Genomic DNA, 16,697 nt, shown 5'->3' on the forward strand with positions numbered 1-16,697 from the left:
CGAACACGTCGGCAGTTCCTAGCTGCAGGAGGAGTGGTTGCCACCGGCGCTCTTGCTGGGTGTAGTGGACTACCTGGAACCGGGCCACGAACGCTTGATACCGTCGTTCACGAAAACTCGGAAGACGAACTGTCGTGGGATTTCCCGGGCCAATCCGACGCTGAGAGCATCGGGTACGTCGAAATCCGTAGGAAACCACAATTCGACTCCGAGGGCTCGATTCCGTCACTGTGGTCACCTTCAACGCGAGTATCGATCCGTCATCGTCCTACAAGCTGGATCAGTTCACGGCGACGTTCGCCACTCCGAATACCTATTTCGACCAACACGGCCAACTCACCTACCTGGTCAGCCCACCAACGCGAAGTGACAGCTTCAACACCTACTATCAGCGGGCCTGGGGTGGGACGACCCACCGGCAGTTCGTAATGGATATAGATGACATCGGCCTCGATGGGACAATCCAGTTCCCGTTTGTCATTCGAGACCCGCAAGCACTCCCATCGACGTTGCAGTGTTCGTTCTCGGTTCAGGCAACCGAATCAGGGACGTTTGGGGAGACCGTTACCGCATCGGATTCAGGCACCTTCGAGTTTGACTAAGAAGAGGAAGAAGGCAGTTCAGGTTGATGTCTGATACGGAGATGTGACAGAGTCAACCGGTTCGGTGCCTCTGGTGGCGAATTTATATCAACAATCGAGATGTTTGGTGATAGCACTACCTATCGGTCGCTGTCGGTGAATCATTCACAGTTCGTTCGCAGCGTCACCGTATTCCCTGACGTGTAAATCAGACCATGGCTGACAGGAACACGTCCCGTCGAAGATGCCTCGGATACAGCCCACAGCTCGCTACCGTCCTCAATGCTCAGACCGACAGTCCGGTCAGTCGTCGGAACGACGACCGACTCCCCAACGACCAATGGGGGGCCTGCGACATCAAGGGCTTGTTCCCACTGGACGTCTCCACTCTCAACGGCCAGCGCATACACGGTTTCCTTGTCCGCGCTGAAAACGCGGCGGTACCCGACCGCTGGCGCGAACAGGTCACCATCGTACATCGCTTTTGACCACTGCCGGTCTCCACTGGTGGCATCGAACGCCACGAGTTCGTAACGGTCGTAGCTCGCGAGGACGACATCCTCCGTGCGGACGAGCGGTTCCGGGATATTTGGCCCAGGGATCCCCCACTGGGTCTCACCCGTCTCGCGGTCTAGCGCGTAGATTCCTTGGGCGGCAGAGCCATCTGCCGTGATGTACACAGAGTCATTGTCGATGGCCGGCGGTGCCGGGATGCTTGCACGCTGGTGATCGTCACCGAACGACCGCGCCCACTGCGTATCGCCGGTAAACGTATCAAGAGCGGTTACATCGCCCCGATCGCTCGTGGCGACGAGGAGGTCGTCAGCGACGGTCGCCGGATTGGGTCTGCCAGCCGTATCGTGTGTCCAAGTGGTCGTCCAGCTAGCGGTGTCGAGTGCGACGATCCCGCCAGTCGATGGTTCAGTATAGTCGCCAAGTACGGGCGTAACAGCAATCGAACCTGCGAGGGCTGGCGGCCCAGTTGGACGCCGATTGAGTTCGTGGGTCGTCTCGGAGGACCCGTCGTCGAGTTGTACGGTGGTCACGATACCATTCTGCTCGCGAGGCGCGCGGCCGACGACGACAGCCGTATCATTTGTGGCAACGAGTCCGGTGATATCGATATCGTCTGCGAGGGAACTCGTCCAATAATCACCGCCAGCCGTGAGCGTCGGCTGATCGGGAACGGCGTTCGTATTGTGCGGAGAGGCACGTGTCTGTGGCCACTGCGCGACGCCAGGATCTGTCGGTGTACACGAATTGGTCTGGCAGCCGGCAGTTGCCGCGAGAACCGTCGTGGCTGAGACTACAAGGTATTCACGGCGCGATATGGAGGGCATCTGACCGAAACGTCGGATACAGAACCCATAGGGGTTTTGGGTATCCATCGGTGGGCGGGTTACTCGAAGCCAACTGCTGTTTTTCAGGGGCCGGAATGGGTGAGTCCCGCCGGAGGCTCGTGATTTGATGCCCGAGTAACAAGGCGACGATCCGTTTCACGACTGCGAGTTAGGTCCCGAGGCGATCCTCGGAACACACACCTTCGAAGACGTCCTGTTCACCGACGGGACGGAACCCCCGGTGAACGTGTTCACCGGCGAGACACCGGCACATTCGCAAGCAACCGTCGAGGAAGCGAAGGAGTTCGCTGCGAGTATCGACGCGGAGACGCCCCAGATCCCGCTTCCCGCATCCGTCGAGTCGCAGGTCGAAACACAGAGCAAGCCCGACACGGCGGCCGCATTCTTCCACTTCAAGGTGACTGGCTCGCTCGAACGCCACCGCGCCTACCACGCCGCCTACGGGGCGGACTCGTTCGCAGTCGACTTCGATAACCAACGAGTGAACAGCATTCTTCTCTACGTTGGGAATCTATCTAGACTGTCTGACGAATATCAGACCTCACCGTTTCCACTAATACACTTATACGATGAGGGGTAGCGGAACCTATTCTCCCCCCATTATGGAAAAACCAAGGCTAAACTCCGCCCTGCAGGAAAGTATGGATTTCAACGCGTCTTGATAGAAACTGCGGAACCCATCTGTGCTCGGCACACTCTTGGTGTGAGGAGAGGAGGCCCGAGAGAGCGGTTTCTTTCGGTGGCCTCCAAGAGTTACTGCGTCTCACCGTCGCCGACGGTGAGGTTGCCGGGTCGCTTCAGTCGTCTGCGTCGGCTGTCGTCTCGGTCTCTAACTTGCCTGAAACGGGGGATAGGCCGTGGGCGAGTGCGTTTCCTGACGCCGTATCGAAGAGGTGGACATTCCCCCGGTCTATCACGACTTCGACGTCCGTGTCTTCCCGAATCGTCGAGTCGGGCTCAACGCTCATCAGCAACTGGTCATCAGTCCCTGACTGGTCCATTGAGGTTCGACCCTCGCCCAACAGCATGTACGCGAATATCTCGTCACCCATCGGTTCGAGAATATCGACGCGCGCGGCGATGAGCGAAGAGGAGTCTTCGACTTCGACCCGTGCTCCGCCGGGATAGATGTCTTCGGGACGAATCCCGATGGTTACCTCGTCACCCACCTCAACAGCCTCGACAGACGCCGGATCGAACGCGAGCGAGAAGTTCGCTGTCGAAAGCGCGTCTTCTGTGACCGTCGCCTCGGCGAAGTTCATCGAGGGCGAGCCGATGAAGCCCGCGACGAACAGGTTCGACGGCTCGTTGTAACAGACCAGCGGCGGGTCTATCTGCTGGAGTTGGCCGGCGTCAAGGACGGCGATACGGTCCGAGAGCGTCATCGCCTCTTCTTGGTCGTGGGTGACGTAGATGATGGTCGTGTCCAGTTCCTTGTGGAGGCGCTGGAGTTCGGTCCGCATGTGGACCTTGAGCTTCGCGTCGAGGTTCGCTAACGGCTCGTCCATGAGAAAGACATCAGGCTCACGGACGATGGCACGGGCGATGGCGACGCGCTGTCGCTGGCCGCCGGACATCTCGTCGGGCATGCGTTCGAGCATGCCCTGCAACTGGACGATTTCGGCGGCGCGCTCGACGCGGCGCTCGACTTCCTCCTTGTCGTAGTTGCGGAGGCGAAGCCCGAAGGAGATGTTGTCGTAGACGTCCATGTGGGGGAACAGCGCGATGTTCTGGAACACCATCGCCACCCCGCGGTCCTTCGGCGGGAGGTCCGTCACCTCGCGGTCGCCGATGTGGATTTCGCCCTCACTCGGCTTCGTGAGTCCAGCGATACTTTCCATCGTCGTCGACTTCCCACATCCCGACGGGCCGACAAAGCAGATGAATTCGCCGTGGTCGATGTCGAGGTTCATGTCGTCGACCGCCGTTACGTCGTCGTAGTGCTTGCTTACGTGTTCGAGTCGTACTCGTGCCATTGTTATTCTTTAAGTGCTCCTGCGGTCAGTCCGCTGACGATGCGTTCCTGCGCGATGATGACGAGGACGACGACGGGGATAACCCCAACAACACTCGCTGCGGCCATGAGGTTGTACTGCGTCGTGTACTGAGTCTGGTAGCTGAGAATCCCGCCGACGATCGGCGACCACTTGGACGCTTCGGGCGACGTCGCCATAATCGAGCTGAAGAAGTACTCGTTGTAGACGCTGATGAACGTGAGGACGCCCGCGGTCGCCACGCCGGGTGCCGAAAGCGGCACGATGACGCGGAATAGCGCGCCCAGTCGGGTCGTTCCCTCCACCCGCGCGGCATCCTCCAACCCGTCGGGAATCTGCCCGTAGAAGGTCGTGAGGATGAATATCGAAAGCGGCGACCACTTGGACGCTTCGGGCGACGTCGCCATAATCGAGCTGAAGAAGTACTCGTTGTAGACGCTGATGAACGTGAGGACGCCCGCGGTCGCCACGCCGGGTGCCGAAAGCGGCACGATGACGCGGAATAGCGCGCCCAGTCGGGTCGTTCCCTCCACCCGCGCGGCATCCTCCAACCCGTCGGGAATCTGCCCGTAGAAGGTCGTGAGGATGAATATCGAAAGCGGCAGGAACAGCGCGCTGAACGGCATGACCATCGACCCCGGGGTGTTCAGTAGTCGGGGCGGCGTGAATAGCGGGACACCTATGAACGGAATCGTTATCGGGGCGTTACCGGCGAACGCCTGAAACAGCGGGATGACGAACGCTGCGGGCGGGAAGTAGCTGATGGCGAGGATACCGAGCATCAACAGCGCGCGTCCGGGGAACTCGATCCGTCCGAACACGTAGCCCGCGAGGCTCGCGACGACGAGGACGATAACTGTCGTCGTGGCAGCTAGCACGAAGCTATTCAGCACGTACAGGTGGAACGGGACCTGTTCGAAGACGGTAACGAATGCCGTCGGATTGAATCCTTTCGGAACGGGGAGCGGGAACGTGCCGCTGACACCGAATATTTCGACCGTCGGGAGGAAACTCCCGGAAAGCAGGTTCCCCTGCGGCGTCACCGCGAGGACGAGTAACCAGTAGAACGGGAATACTGTCGTGACCATGAAAAATGCCATCGCGACGTAGAACAGCGCTCGATACACCCGTCGTGGGTTGTGGATCGCGTTCCGTGCCCACCGCGCGAGCGGACCGGCGTCGTCTGCCGTGCCGTCGGTTTCGCTGGACATTATATCGCGTCCTCCCCCTGCCACAGGATGATACCCATCACGACGACGCCGATGATGGCCGCTGTCACGAATGCGATGGCCGCGGACGTCCCCTCGTGCGTGTTGAACGTCGAGACGACCATGCAGGAGAGTGAGGGGACGACGGTACAGCTTGAGACCGTATCGATGATACCGTACACGCGCATCGCCTGCACCGAGCGGAATAATACTGCAACTCCGATGGTCGGCAGGATGAGCGGGAGCGTGATGTATCTGAACTGCTGCCACTTGCTCGCACCGGCGACGCGGGCCACGTCGTACAGATTACGATTGATGCTCTGGAGCCCGGCAAGGATGAGTAGCGCCATGAACGCCGAGGTCTTCCAGATGTCAGCGACGATAATGATGAACGTCGCGCTGACCGTATCGTTCAGCGTGTTGGTTGGTGCCACTACTCCGAGGTCGGCGAGAATCGGCGTCGCGAATCCGACGTTCGAGTCGAACATCAAGAAGAACATCATCCCCTGGATGACGATTGGGACGGCCCACGGAATGATAATCGCCGCACGGACCCACCGCCGGCCGTAGAAGTCTTGATCTAAGACGAGCGCTTGACCCAGTCCGATGAGGGTCTCGAACAATACGCTGGCCACGGCGAAGATGAGGGTTATTACGAGGGCGCTATCGAGGAGACTCGCGGCGTCGAATCCGGTCGGGAGGAACGTCGTTCCACCGGGGAGGAACCGGTTTTTCTCTCCGGTGAACAGCGCGACGTAGTTGTCGAGACCAACGAAACGGACACTGGAGAGGTCAGTCGAGACGGCGTACAGTGACAGCTCGAACGTCCGCAAGAGTGGGTAGATAGCCACGATACCAAGCAGGACGAATACTGGGGTCAGCAGTAGGTACGCGTACTGCGTGTCGCTCAGGTTCTCCAGCCACCGCAAGAAGACGACGACTGGCCCCGACTGCCGTGACTCACGTGCCGGCTCCGCAGCCGTATCGGCGCTCATACTATCCCTCCGAGAGGTGTGGGACTCATGGTTTGATCTGTTGAGTGTGGAGCTCTCAGCTCGTCAGTTGCTTCTCTCAGTCTCTTCGAGGCTGGATTGGAGCGTCGCCATCGCCTCGGCCGACGACACCTCTTGTCCGACCGCACGGTTCGCTTGTTCTGCGATTTTGCTCGATTGGTTGTTCCAGACGGACGTAACCGGTCGAGCCATCGTGTTCTCACCGGCGACGCGGAGCGTGTCCATGTAGTCGCCGGTCGGTTCGAGCTCCGAAGCCGTCTCGGAGTTGAACAGGCTCGCCCGCGGCGGTAGCCATCCCTCGACCTCCAGGAGGAACAGCTGGAACTCCTCGCGCATCGACGCTTGGATGACCTGCGTGACAGCGTCGAGCTTCTGGCTGTTCGGGTTGACAGTAATGTGCCAGCCACCGAGTGCGGAGGTGGACCCACCGGTTCCGGGGAACTGCGCCTCGCTTTCGGGGACGCCGTAGGGAAGCGGCATCGTCCCGAGGTCGTCGCCGAACTCCGACGCTGCTTGGTTAATCGCGTACGGCCAGTTGCGGTGGAACACGGCGTTCCCGTCGACGAACGGCGCGAGCGAACTGTCTTCGATCCACCCGAGGATGTTCGTCGGTGTGAAGCCACCGCCGTAGTCGCTGAACTGCCCGTCGAAGCTCTCGTCGTGGACGAACTTTCGCATCATATTCAACGAGTTAACGACCGGGTCCGAATCGACGGTGACGGGTCGTTCGCCGACGGGACCGAAGAGGTTCTCGCGACCACCGAAGTAGGCGCCGCCCCACGAAGACAGGACCTCGTTGAAGGTACAACAGGCGGTTCCGACGTAGATATCCCACTGGGTGGTAAAGCCGTAATCGACGCCCGAGACCTCTTGCGCCTCAGCAGCGATGTTCGACCACCGCTTCCACGTCATCGGCTCGGTGGCCCAGTTCTCCTCGGTCGGATTGTAGCCGGCCTCTTCGACGAGGTCTTTCCGGTACAACATCGTCGGGTAGTCGGGGTACAGCGGAACACCGAACAGATCCCCGCTTGCGGGGTCGATGGCCGTCTCGGTGAACCCGCCGAAGTACTCGTTTTCGATGGTCGAAAGCGCACTTTCGGGGAGAACCTCAGAGAGGTTAGCGAGCTGTCCCCGCTGGATGAAGATGTTCACCCAGCCGTTGTCCATCATGAACATATCCGGCGTCGTCTCCTGAGAGCTCAAGAGCCGGTTGTACGTCGAGCGACGCTTCCCGCTGTCCGGCTGGCCCGGCTGGAACTCGACGCGGATGTCGTCCGAGAGCCCTCCTTTCTCGTGTAGCGCAGTGCGGAGCTGGTCCGCGTGGTCCTGTGCGACAGTCGCGTCAAAGCCCCAGACGACGGTCGTTCCGCCGCTTTCAGACTCACCGACCTGTGCACCGGTGTCGGAGCCGTTGCCGAACATACTCGCACAGCCGGAGAGGCCCGCTGTGGCCCCCGTCACACCTGCAGCGGCGATAAACCGCCGTCGTGAGACGCTCTTCTTCGTCGTCTTGCTCGTCTCTGGGTTCGCTGTCATCGTCCGAATTGTTCATCAAAATAGGGCCACTTATACTTTAGGGATTAGCTTTGAGATATCACAAGAACTTTATCTGAACTCTGTGGCCAGTAGGTGTATGGGACTCCGACGGTCACTCGACGATTACAAGCAGAACGAAGACGCAACCGACGTATTTCCGGGCGAACGGCGTACGCAGCAAGGCAGATTCAGCGGGTCGGACCAACGCCTCGTTCACGTTTCACCAGCCGGGTCGCTCCGAGACTACTCGTACCCACTTTCGGGATTCAGCGGCATCGTGTCCTCACGCTTCGGCGTCCGTGTCGGTGACGCAGTCGAGTGGTTCGATGCGCTCGACACGGGGAGCCAGACGTACCGAGCGGGCCGGTCGCTCGTCGAGACGACGCACCGTCTCGATGGATTCGACGTGATACAACGCGACGTTACCGATGGACTCGCCCACACGACGACGTTTGAGCTTGGCGACGGTGCGCCGGAAGATGCCGAACTGGCCGGGTTCGTCGAGATCAGCCCGGAGGGGCGAGACGGGCGCGTCGGGCAGCTAATCCACGACGAGGCCGTCGAGGTGTATCACAACCGCGAACACGACTATCTCGGCACCTCGACCGAGTTCGTGGAGTGTACGCCCCAAGTACTCGAACGGTTCGACGAGATACTCGCCGCGGAATCGCGGTCGTTTCCGGAGTTCGGCGCGTCCGAAGAGTACGAGGAGAGCCGCCTCACCGGCGGTGTTGGAGTCCGCGTCGCTTTCGAGGACGGTGAGACCAGTCTCGTCACCCTGCTGTCGGACATCGAAACGCAGTCGCGCTCGGATGCGCTCTCTGCGGTCGCGACCCGAACGCGACGAACTAACAGCGATTCAGCCGCGCTCCTCGCGACGGCACGGCAGGCCGGACAGTACCCCACGGTCACGGACCGACTTGTCGCGACTGACCTTTCGGTCCTTGAGTTACTCTCCGCACCGACTGGGGCCCGAATTGCGGGACCGGATTTCGACCCATACTACCAGTACTCCGGCGGCTACGGCTACACGTGGTTCCGAGACGACGGAGAAGTTTCGACGTTTCTCTTGGAAGCCGACGAGTCGCTCGGGTTCGATGCAGCCGAGATACACCGACAGAGCGCCGAGTTCTACTTGCGGACACAGTTACCTGACGGCCGGTGGCCTCACCGGGTGTGGCCGATGAACGGCCGGCTTGCGCCGGGATGGGCGAACGGCCACATCGAGGGCACGGAAACGCAGTACCAAGCCGACCAGACTGCGAGCGTCCTCGTTTTCCTCGCCGAGTATCTCTCGGCATATCGACAGTCGCTCCGAAACGTCACCGTCGAGGCCATCGAGAACGCGTTACAGTCGGGAGTCGACGGGCTCGACAGTTCGCTGGAAGACGATGGCTTTCCGACGGTGTGCGAAAACGCGTGGGAGAATACGAATGGTCGTTTCACGCACACTGCCGCGAAGTTCGTTCAGGCCTACAGTACGATTGCGGCCATCACGTGCGATGCAGCCACCAGAGAGCGCGCAGCTACGCGGGCAACGCAGGTCTTCGACGCGCTCGATATGGCGTGGGCCGCCGACGAGGGAATCTACGCGCTTCGATTAGACGACGGTGACGGTAACTTGGACGACCGAGTCGACAGCACGACTTTCTCGCTCGTCGACGCCTACCTCGCCTACCGGGCCATCGAGGACATCGGCGAAACACGACTGCGGCGGCTTGAGCGCCATCTCCACACCGCGTTCTCCAGGCTCTGGAAAGAGACCGACGACATCTCCGGACTCACGCGATTCGAGGGCGATACGTGGCGGCAGCGAGGGCAGGGAAGCGAGAAGGTTTGGACCGTCTCGACTGGCTGGGGCGCGTACGCGGCCGAGAAGTCGATTCGACTCTTCTCGTCGACCGACGAGTACGATTCCGAGAAGTGGGCCGACCAGTTGTTCGACCAAATTGATCTCGACGGCAGTCTGTGCCTTCCATCGGGGTACCTCCCAGAGCAGTTCTTCGACACTGGGGCGCCGGACAGCGCGACGCCGTTGGGTTGGTCCCACGCCATTCGACTAGCCACGCACGCATCCCGTGTCACCCGAGGTGCCCGCACCGAGTAGGGAGTGTTACATTCGAACAACGGGGTTCGAGGCGGTTACCCGCCGGACAGCTCCCTGTCTGTACTCCCATACTAAGATTTATCCCCCGCCTTGGCCGAACACTTGGGTATGGTGGAAGACGAGGTGGTGGACAGCCTCATGCGGATCGGGCTCTCGGACAAGGAGTCGCGAGCATACGTGACGATACTCCGTAACGGGGCTACGACAATCCGGGTCGTCTCCGAAGAGGCTGACATCTCTAAGAGTTACGCGTACGATATCGTCGGGAAACTCGAGGAGCGCGACCTCATCGAAATCGACGACCACGTCCAACCGACGCAGTTACGAGCGATTCCGCCCGCAGAGGGCATCGATAATCTCGTTTCTCAACTACAGACCGTCGAATCCCAGTTAGAGGATCTGTTTGACTCCGAGAGCTACGAACAGCAGAAGTTCAGTATCATCAAATCTCGACGGACGATACTCGCTCAGCTCAACAAGCTGATCGACACCGCTGAATCCGAACTCGTTCTCGCACTTCCCGCATCGGTTCTTCATCGGGTCGAAGACTCGCTCAGAGAGGCCCAGAGCCGGGGAGTCTTTTGTATGCTTCTCGTCACGGAATACGACGGCACGAGTTCGATCGACGGTGCGACTGCGAGTATCATCCAGACGTGGAGCGCCCCGGCGCCAGTGACGCTGACCGTTGACCGGGGTGACGGTATCATTGCCTCGGCAGATGCGATACTGAACTCGAACTCGGATGAGTACGCCATCTATCACGCCGAGGAGCATATCGTCTCCTCGTTGTTTGACTCATTTATCGCCAACTACTGGCCGATGGGTGAGCAGGTACACGTTGGGTCGAAAAGCCAACTGCCGGCGACGTTCACGAGCTTCCGCCATGCGGTGTTCGACGCGACGTTACATCTGATGGACGGTGCTGTCGTCACGGCCGAGATGGACATTCGTCCCACCCAGAGTAACGCGGCGTTCGAGACGACTACTGGGACGATCGTGGCGGTGAAACAGAGCCTCGTCCGGCCCTTCTCGAACGACTTTCCGACCCAGGAGTCGTTCGTCGTTGAGACGTCTGACGACACGTTTACCGTCGGCGGCTCGAAGGCGTTCTTGGAGGATTTCGAGGCCCGACGCGTCATTTTCCGCTCGGTCAGTGATACAGAACAGGAATAGCGTTTCCTGTACGTTCTCACCGACTAGTCGCCGTCTCAAGAGACACTCGGGCTGCACACTAAGCGAGTTCGAACTGAAGAGATGGACTCGCCGACGCGGCGGTTCCAGTTTCGATCGTCGCGGACGAGTGGTGTAACACTATGACGATATCACCGCGTTCGTTGACGCTGGCGCAGTGGATGTTGTGCAGATCAAGACGCCTGATCTCGGTGAACTCACAGAGAGTATTGCTGCGGTCCAATACTGCGAGGGGACGGGGACGGATGCATATCTTGGGGGTAGTTGTGCGGAAACCGATGTCTCTGCACGCGTCTGCACGCACGCCGCCCTCGCCACTCAGCCGATTCAACTGCTCGCTAGGCCGGGATGGGTGTCGACGAAGCGTACATGATCGTGCAGAACGAAATGACCCGGACACTCAATCGGATCGTAACTCAGGACCAGCAAGCCGCACTTCAGTAGTTCGGGCGGTGCGTCACTCGTTTCGACTATCTCAAGCCTCACACGTGTTTTTTATTGGATCTCTATGCTGAGTACTGTCTACGCTATTTCCGGAAGGGTAGGTCGTTGAGGGAATTGGTCGTGACGATCACAGCCCTCACAGTGAGTGCGTTGCAAGGGGTTTAGAAATTTGGGAGTGTGAGTGCATGGTACGGTTTACGTGAGCTCTACTCGGACGAAACTATTAGATCTCGAATCATTATGAAGATACTCATTAGTGCGTTCGCTATCCGGTTCTGTGCTGAACGATCTCATTAGATTGTTAGTGACAAATAGATAAAATATGACATTGGTTGCAACCCATGTGAGGACACGCCGAAGTAGGCGGTCAACGAGCTGCTGTCAAAGATCGATGATGTACAAAATTGATCCTACAATACAACACTCTGGGAAAGTATATCTGTGATTCAAATTGTTTGGAAAAATCTAGTAACTGTATTTTCCTTTGTCCTTCGAGAAAATAGGTCTTCTCAGAGGTCATGTTTCTCAGTGACAGCTAGAGTATCAGACTGTAATCTCTCGGTTAGGATTAAGTCTTGACTCCGTCGGGTGAAATCATCTCAAAAGGTGATGTTCACGCCCGCAAGGTAAAAATGAACGATCCGGCTCTGTTGAAATCCTCAGTAAGTTACAGGTTCGTCCGGTAGTCTGACCGGATGCAAGCCCTCCCAAGATCTCGGTTACTCCAGTTCGTTGAGCAGGCATTTCACTTAGCTCGTCGAGCTGTCGCTCGCTACTCCTCGAAGTTCTCGAAACGCCGGTACACACTACACCAACACATTGTCCTGCTATGCCTCAAGGTGCGGAAGAATACGACGTACCGAACGCTTCTCGACGAACTCATCGAGATGCCCCGGGTTCGGAGTGCCATCGACCTGACGGAACTTCCCTCTCCCTCAACGTTGTGTAAAGCGTTCAATCGACTCGACATGGCTGTGTGGCGTGTTCTTCTTAATCTCTCAGTTACGCTTCTACCGACTAACGGGATGTCGAATTTCGGTAGATGAATAAGTTATTGAAATAAGGATTTAGTAGTCATTATTCTACTTGGGAAGTATGCAATTGTCTGTACTGGAAGAAGTTCAGCCCTATGAGGGTTGAAACAGAATATTGACATCTGAATTTTCAGGTACACAGTGTTGCTGTGAGTCAAAGGTCGACGAGAACACCGACCTACAAGATAGTACATCAGAACATAGACTAGCTTCGGACTGATCATGAAAAACCACACCCTCACTTTTCCACCTAAGCGAGGTTATCCGGATAAGTAATTCCTCATCTCACGAATGGCTTTGGACCCACTGAGCAATCTGCTGACTATACGTCGCGTACACACCGAGTCCTGTTTGAAGCGACTCGTAGACTTCTCCCGCATCAACATGCCCATATTCGTGTGCGAGGACATTTCTAAACCCAATCGCAGCGACCAGGGTGGCCATTGTCTTATCGTCGATGATGCCTTCTCGACACAAGACACGAACTGCCCCTTAGAAGAACTACCAGTATGTCCGAAATCGCGTGTGGCAACATGCTGAGCAAGGTCAGAGCATGCTTGAACGCGTTTTCGAACATTCGCTCAACAGCACGCTGCTCCGTCGTACTTTGCAAGAACTCTTGACGAGACAGCGTCTCCTGTTCGTCTTTCAGTTCGCCATAATACTGTTCGATTTGTTCAAGCTTGATTGAGACAGCTCGCTCGTCAGCCACGCAGTCCCTCCTCCGCAATGCGGTCAATTACCGCACGTTGCTGACGGCGAAGGTCGTCGCGCTGTTCGGCGAACTGTGCTTCAATCTCAGTCTTGAACTGTTCGAATGCCTGCTCATCACCGCAGACGAACGAACCGCTGACTGCGTCGTGTGCAACATCTAGCGAAAGCGTCTCAATATCCGAGACATCAACGAATGGCGCATCCTCCCACTGAAGATCACCCGACAGGAAACACTGCTTCTCAAATCGGTCGCGGCCGGAAAGGCTGTCCGCAAACTTGACTGCGATGTCGAGATCAGACGTCGCCGTCGCCTCACCCGTAATCTGTGAGCCGAATGCGACCACGAATTCGATATCCGAGTCAGAACAGACTGCCTCTTTGAGGGCAGAAAACACCTCTGAACGTCCATCACTCGGTTCCATGTCTAAATCCATGGTGTATCGTCGAAGAAGAATTCCGACGGACTGAGACAAGTTATGGAGTGTGTCTCAGAAAGCCACGGGGGAGTCGGCTTGAACTCTGTCGAGGGGGGAGTAGACGGCTCACCGCTTTCACATTGACGGGCGTTACAGCATCCGGTGACAAAGAGACAACTCATTAATAGCTACAGTACGTCTGGTTGTCAAGTAAAATTGTCATGCCACTCTTAGACGATTTCTCCGGATTCGAATTTGAAGACCTGATGGAGGACGTTTTTCGGAATCTCGGGTATGAAAACGTCCATCAGGCACGCAAAACCGCCGACGAAGGACGAGATATCCTCATGGAGGAAGTCGTCGACGGGACACGCCGTGGAGTTGTCGTCGAGTGCAAACACACAGGCTCTGTCGGACGACCTGTCGTCCAGAAGCTCCACTCAGCCATCGCGACGTACGACTACGATGGCCCAAAGCGTGGTATCGTCGTCACGACAGGACAATTTTCTGCACCCGCCGAGGAGTACGCGACTCGCCTTAGACAGAACGGCGATCCATATCCAATTGAGCTCATCGACGGTACCGACCTGAGAGACATCGCCGACGAAGTCGGCTTGGACCTCTATAACGGCCGCATCGAGATTCTCTGTAACGAAACACTCCGACCGTTCGATCCAGCAAGCGGCGTTGATGCACCAGTACGTGAAGCAGCCCGTGACATCCAAAATCTCGACGCAGACACACTCCCGGAACCACACAAGCTCGTTGACTTCCAGCCCTATCTCACGATTAGTGCACGAACAGACGCTGTCTTCGAAACCTCAGTCGGTGTCATCCACCGCATCAACGAATCAAACCGCTTCGTCATCCATGCAACACGAGGAGAACCCAGCATCGCAGACAGCCGTCTCGCAGACCTCATCGCGAACAACGGCCAGCAAGCAGTCGAACTCGATTCCGACCGCTTCAGCACGATGTTCGACGACGTCGACGTCACTCGCTACGGGCAGACAGAAACCGACTACAAAGAGTGGGCAGTCTCTCGTCTCCAGCGACATCACACGACGACTGTCACCTACACAGGAGGCAACAATGTCACCTACGAGAAGAAGTGTGAGCCGAAGCAATCGGATATCTCTGTTCAAGCCATCTCACCGCTCTACGTCCCACGGGTTCGACAGACACTGCAACTCCAGCAGTACACCTATCCGTACTCGTACTACGCTGCAGGACCCTCCCGAGTAGCCATTGAAGACGGAATTCATCGCTGCGTCCACTGTGAGAAAGAAAACGCGAAATCGTACACTTACTGCGCAAATTGTGGGAGCATCAACTGTGGCTCGCACATCAAAACGGAACGTCTCGAAGGCACCCCAGTCTGTACGGGCTGTGCAGTCACCGAGAGATTTGTGCTGAAAACGAAGTACTTCTACGACGAGGAGAATCTCGAAGAATTTCGTTCAGAATACGAACAGATGGCCCTCCACGAGAAAGCAATGGAGAATACACCACTCGTTGGTGGTCTTCTCGTCAGCGTCGTACTCTTACTTGGGTTCATTCTTACGTCAGGAGTTGTCTAGCACTTTGGGGGGAACGTCACCCGACGAAAGCGATTGTCGTTTAACAGCACGATGATCTCGATGAAGCGTACGACAGGCAGTGAATTGACACCATAGCAGGTGGTCAGCCTTCCCAGAATGCACGCTGCCTGGCTTCAATCTCGCCAAGAGCCATCGAGGGGACATCACGCCAATCACTCGGATATGATGAATCATCACGGAGTCGGTGCATCTGGGCCGGGATGAGTGTGGTCACGAGCATTGTGGTCCAATGGATGGCGGTCCCATCGATGATCGAACGTTCCCTTAACGTCATCCTCGTGGTGATGGAGCGAGAAGCCGCCTCTCGGCTGTCAGATCATCTGCCGGAGAAAGAGTCGATTAGTTCTGTTCGATCCTCGTCCACACTGAACAGGCGAGAGAGTTCGCCTACGGCGTGATCACGGCACGCCCGTCGATCTCGCGGTGCTCGAGTTTTTCGGCGACCTCATTGACCTGATCGAGGTTGTACCGACTCGTGTGGAGGTCGACGTCCCCCTGCTCGACGAGCGCGACCAGCTCTTGCAACTCGGCGTACCGACCGACGATGTTGCCGACGAAGGAGAACTCTCCGTTGACTAGCGCCTGTGCCGGTTCGTGGATGTGGCCGCCGTAGCCGATGATGTGGTGGTCGCCACCGGCCGCGGTGATGTCGGGTGCGTACGCCGTCGTCACGTCCTCACCGACGAAGTCGAGGACCTGCGCCGCACCGTTGCCGTCCGTGATCGCCTCGATCTCGGTGGGCACGTCGTCCTCGGAGGGATTCACGAGGTAGTCGGCACCGTAGCCACCCGCCAGGTTCAGCGCCGACTCCTTCAGATCGACCGCGGTGATCTTCGCCGCGCTCATCGCCTCGAGACACTGCAGGCCGATGTGACCGAGTCCCCCGACGCCGATGACGACCACGTGATCGCCGGGGTTCAGTTCCGTGACCGCCTTCTTCGCGGCGTGGTAGGCGGTGATCCCGGCGTCGGCGTGGGGGGCGATGTCGATCGGCTCGACCCCCTCTGGTAGGGGAATCACGGAGCGCTCGCTCGTGTGGAGATACTCAGCGAAGCCGCCGTCCGTCGTGAGACCATTGAACTTGTCGTTCTCACAGTACATCGTCTCGCCGAGCCGACAGGGACGACACGTGCCGCAGGTCTGGACCGGGTGACAAATCACCGGGTCACCGGGTGAGACGATGTCGACGTTCTCACCCGTCTCGACTACCGTCCCCGCGTTCTCGTGACCCAGCGTCAACGGGAGCTCCTGCGGGACGTACTCTGCCCACATCCCCTCGATGATGTGGTTGTCAGTCTGGCACCAGCCGGCACCCTCTACCTCGACTATCACGTCGCTCGCGCCCGTCGCCGCCGGGCGGTCGACCTCGTCGATCGACAGTCCTTCGCTCATGTCGTCGGTGTACTCGTGTAGTCTCGCGGCTTGCATGCGACACATTCTCTCGCATCTATCGGCATAAATATTCGTTATAGATTGCCTTGGCCGCCGCTACAGGCC

The 16,697-nt window shown here is 58.0% G+C and carries 13 protein-coding genes and 3 pseudogenes; 7 read left to right on the forward strand and 9 right to left on the reverse strand.

What is annotated here, in order from left to right; translation table 11 throughout:
* Positions 1 to 230: 230 nt before the first annotated feature.
* Positions 231 to 602 (forward strand): hypothetical protein, encoded by a 372-nt coding sequence (locus BN996_RS15830; protein ID WP_226908773.1) that lies wholly within the window; start codon positions 231 to 233, stop codon positions 600 to 602.
* A gap of 140 nt (positions 603 to 742) precedes the next feature.
* Here the strand turns inward: BN996_RS15830 and BN996_RS15835 are convergent, their stop codons facing one another.
* Entirely contained in the window at positions 743 to 1,921 is a 1,179-nt protein-coding gene (locus BN996_RS15835) for a PQQ-binding-like beta-propeller repeat protein (protein WP_089780680.1), read from the reverse strand.
* Positions 1,922 to 2,105: 184 nt separating this feature from the next.
* Between BN996_RS15835 and BN996_RS15840 the strand changes: the two genes are divergently transcribed.
* The gene (locus BN996_RS15840; RefSeq protein ID WP_226908780.1) at positions 2,106 to 2,522 is read left to right on the forward strand and encodes a DUF8025 family protein; all 417 of its coding nucleotides are present in this window, start codon (positions 2,106 to 2,108) and stop codon (positions 2,520 to 2,522) included.
* A gap of 217 nt (positions 2,523 to 2,739) precedes the next feature.
* Here the strand turns inward: BN996_RS15840 and BN996_RS15845 are convergent, their stop codons facing one another.
* The 4 genes from BN996_RS15845 to BN996_RS15860 form a co-directional block, all read right to left on the reverse strand.
* Positions 2,740 to 3,918, reverse strand: coding sequence for an ABC transporter ATP-binding protein (locus BN996_RS15845; protein WP_089780683.1), 1,179 nt, complete (start codon positions 3,916 to 3,918; stop codon positions 2,740 to 2,742).
* A gap of 2 nt (positions 3,919 to 3,920) precedes the next feature.
* The gene (locus BN996_RS15850) at positions 3,921 to 5,147 is read right to left on the reverse strand and encodes an ABC transporter permease subunit (protein WP_089780684.1); all 1,227 of its coding nucleotides are present in this window, start codon (positions 5,145 to 5,147) and stop codon (positions 3,921 to 3,923) included.
* Positions 5,147 to 6,139 carry a carbohydrate ABC transporter permease gene (locus BN996_RS15855; protein WP_042662590.1) on the reverse strand — a complete coding sequence of 331 codons (993 nt, stop codon included), beginning with the start codon at positions 6,137 to 6,139 and terminating at the stop codon, positions 5,147 to 5,149. The genes BN996_RS15850 and BN996_RS15855 overlap by 1 nt, the downstream gene beginning before the upstream one ends.
* Positions 6,140 to 6,202: 63 nt before the next feature.
* Positions 6,203 to 7,693, reverse strand: coding sequence for an extracellular solute-binding protein (locus BN996_RS15860; RefSeq protein WP_139043136.1), 1,491 nt, complete (start codon positions 7,691 to 7,693; stop codon positions 6,203 to 6,205).
* Positions 7,694 to 7,790: 97 nt separating this feature from the next.
* Between BN996_RS15860 and BN996_RS15865 the strand changes: the two genes are divergently transcribed.
* The 4 genes and pseudogenes from BN996_RS15865 to BN996_RS15880 all read left to right on the forward strand — a co-directional run.
* On the forward strand, positions 7,791 to 9,800 hold the full coding sequence (locus BN996_RS15865; protein ID WP_193310969.1) for a DUF7997 domain-containing protein: 2,010 nt from the start codon (positions 7,791 to 7,793) through the stop codon (positions 9,798 to 9,800).
* 108 nt (positions 9,801 to 9,908) lie between these two features.
* Positions 9,909 to 10,973 (forward strand): TrmB family transcriptional regulator, encoded by a 1,065-nt coding sequence (locus BN996_RS15870; protein ID WP_042663141.1) that lies wholly within the window; start codon positions 9,909 to 9,911, stop codon positions 10,971 to 10,973.
* A 77-nt stretch (positions 10,974 to 11,050) separates the two neighbouring features.
* Positions 11,051 to 11,435 (forward strand): annotated as a pseudogene (locus tag BN996_RS20845) (enolase C-terminal domain-like protein); the annotation flags it as partial.
* Positions 11,436 to 12,130: 695 nt separating this feature from the next.
* Positions 12,131 to 12,463 (forward strand): annotated as a pseudogene (locus tag BN996_RS15880) (IS5/IS1182 family transposase); the annotation flags it as partial.
* A gap of 291 nt (positions 12,464 to 12,754) precedes the next feature.
* Here BN996_RS15880 and BN996_RS20850 read toward each other — a convergent pair.
* Together BN996_RS20850 and BN996_RS15890 are read right to left on the reverse strand one after the other, a co-directional pair.
* On the reverse strand, positions 12,755 to 12,913 hold the full coding sequence (locus tag BN996_RS20850) for a HepT-like ribonuclease domain-containing protein (RefSeq protein ID WP_345784709.1): 159 nt from the start codon (positions 12,911 to 12,913) through the stop codon (positions 12,755 to 12,757).
* Positions 12,914 to 13,173: 260 nt separating this feature from the next.
* Entirely contained in the window at positions 13,174 to 13,605 is a 432-nt protein-coding gene (locus BN996_RS15890) for a nucleotidyltransferase family protein (protein WP_187367385.1), read from the reverse strand.
* A 215-nt stretch (positions 13,606 to 13,820) separates the two neighbouring features.
* On the opposite strand from BN996_RS15890, the gene BN996_RS15895 reads away from it, so the two are divergent.
* Positions 13,821 to 15,179: a restriction endonuclease gene (locus tag BN996_RS15895; RefSeq protein ID WP_089780686.1), complete on the forward strand. Its 1,359-nt coding sequence runs from the start codon at positions 13,821 to 13,823 to the stop codon at positions 15,177 to 15,179.
* Positions 15,180 to 15,282: 103 nt separating this feature from the next.
* Here BN996_RS15895 and BN996_RS20855 read toward each other — a convergent pair.
* Positions 15,283 to 15,502 (reverse strand): annotated as a pseudogene (locus tag BN996_RS20855) (hypothetical protein); the annotation flags it as partial.
* A gap of 85 nt (positions 15,503 to 15,587) precedes the next feature.
* Positions 15,588 to 16,628: an NAD(P)-dependent alcohol dehydrogenase gene (locus BN996_RS15905; protein ID WP_042665289.1), complete on the reverse strand. Its 1,041-nt coding sequence runs from the start codon at positions 16,626 to 16,628 to the stop codon at positions 15,588 to 15,590.
* Between the last annotated feature and the right edge of the window lie 69 nt (positions 16,629 to 16,697).

It is taken from the genome of Haloferax massiliensis, from assembly GCF_001368915.1.
In the GTDB taxonomy this organism is placed as follows: domain Archaea; phylum Halobacteriota; class Halobacteria; order Halobacteriales; family Haloferacaceae; genus Haloferax; species Haloferax massiliensis.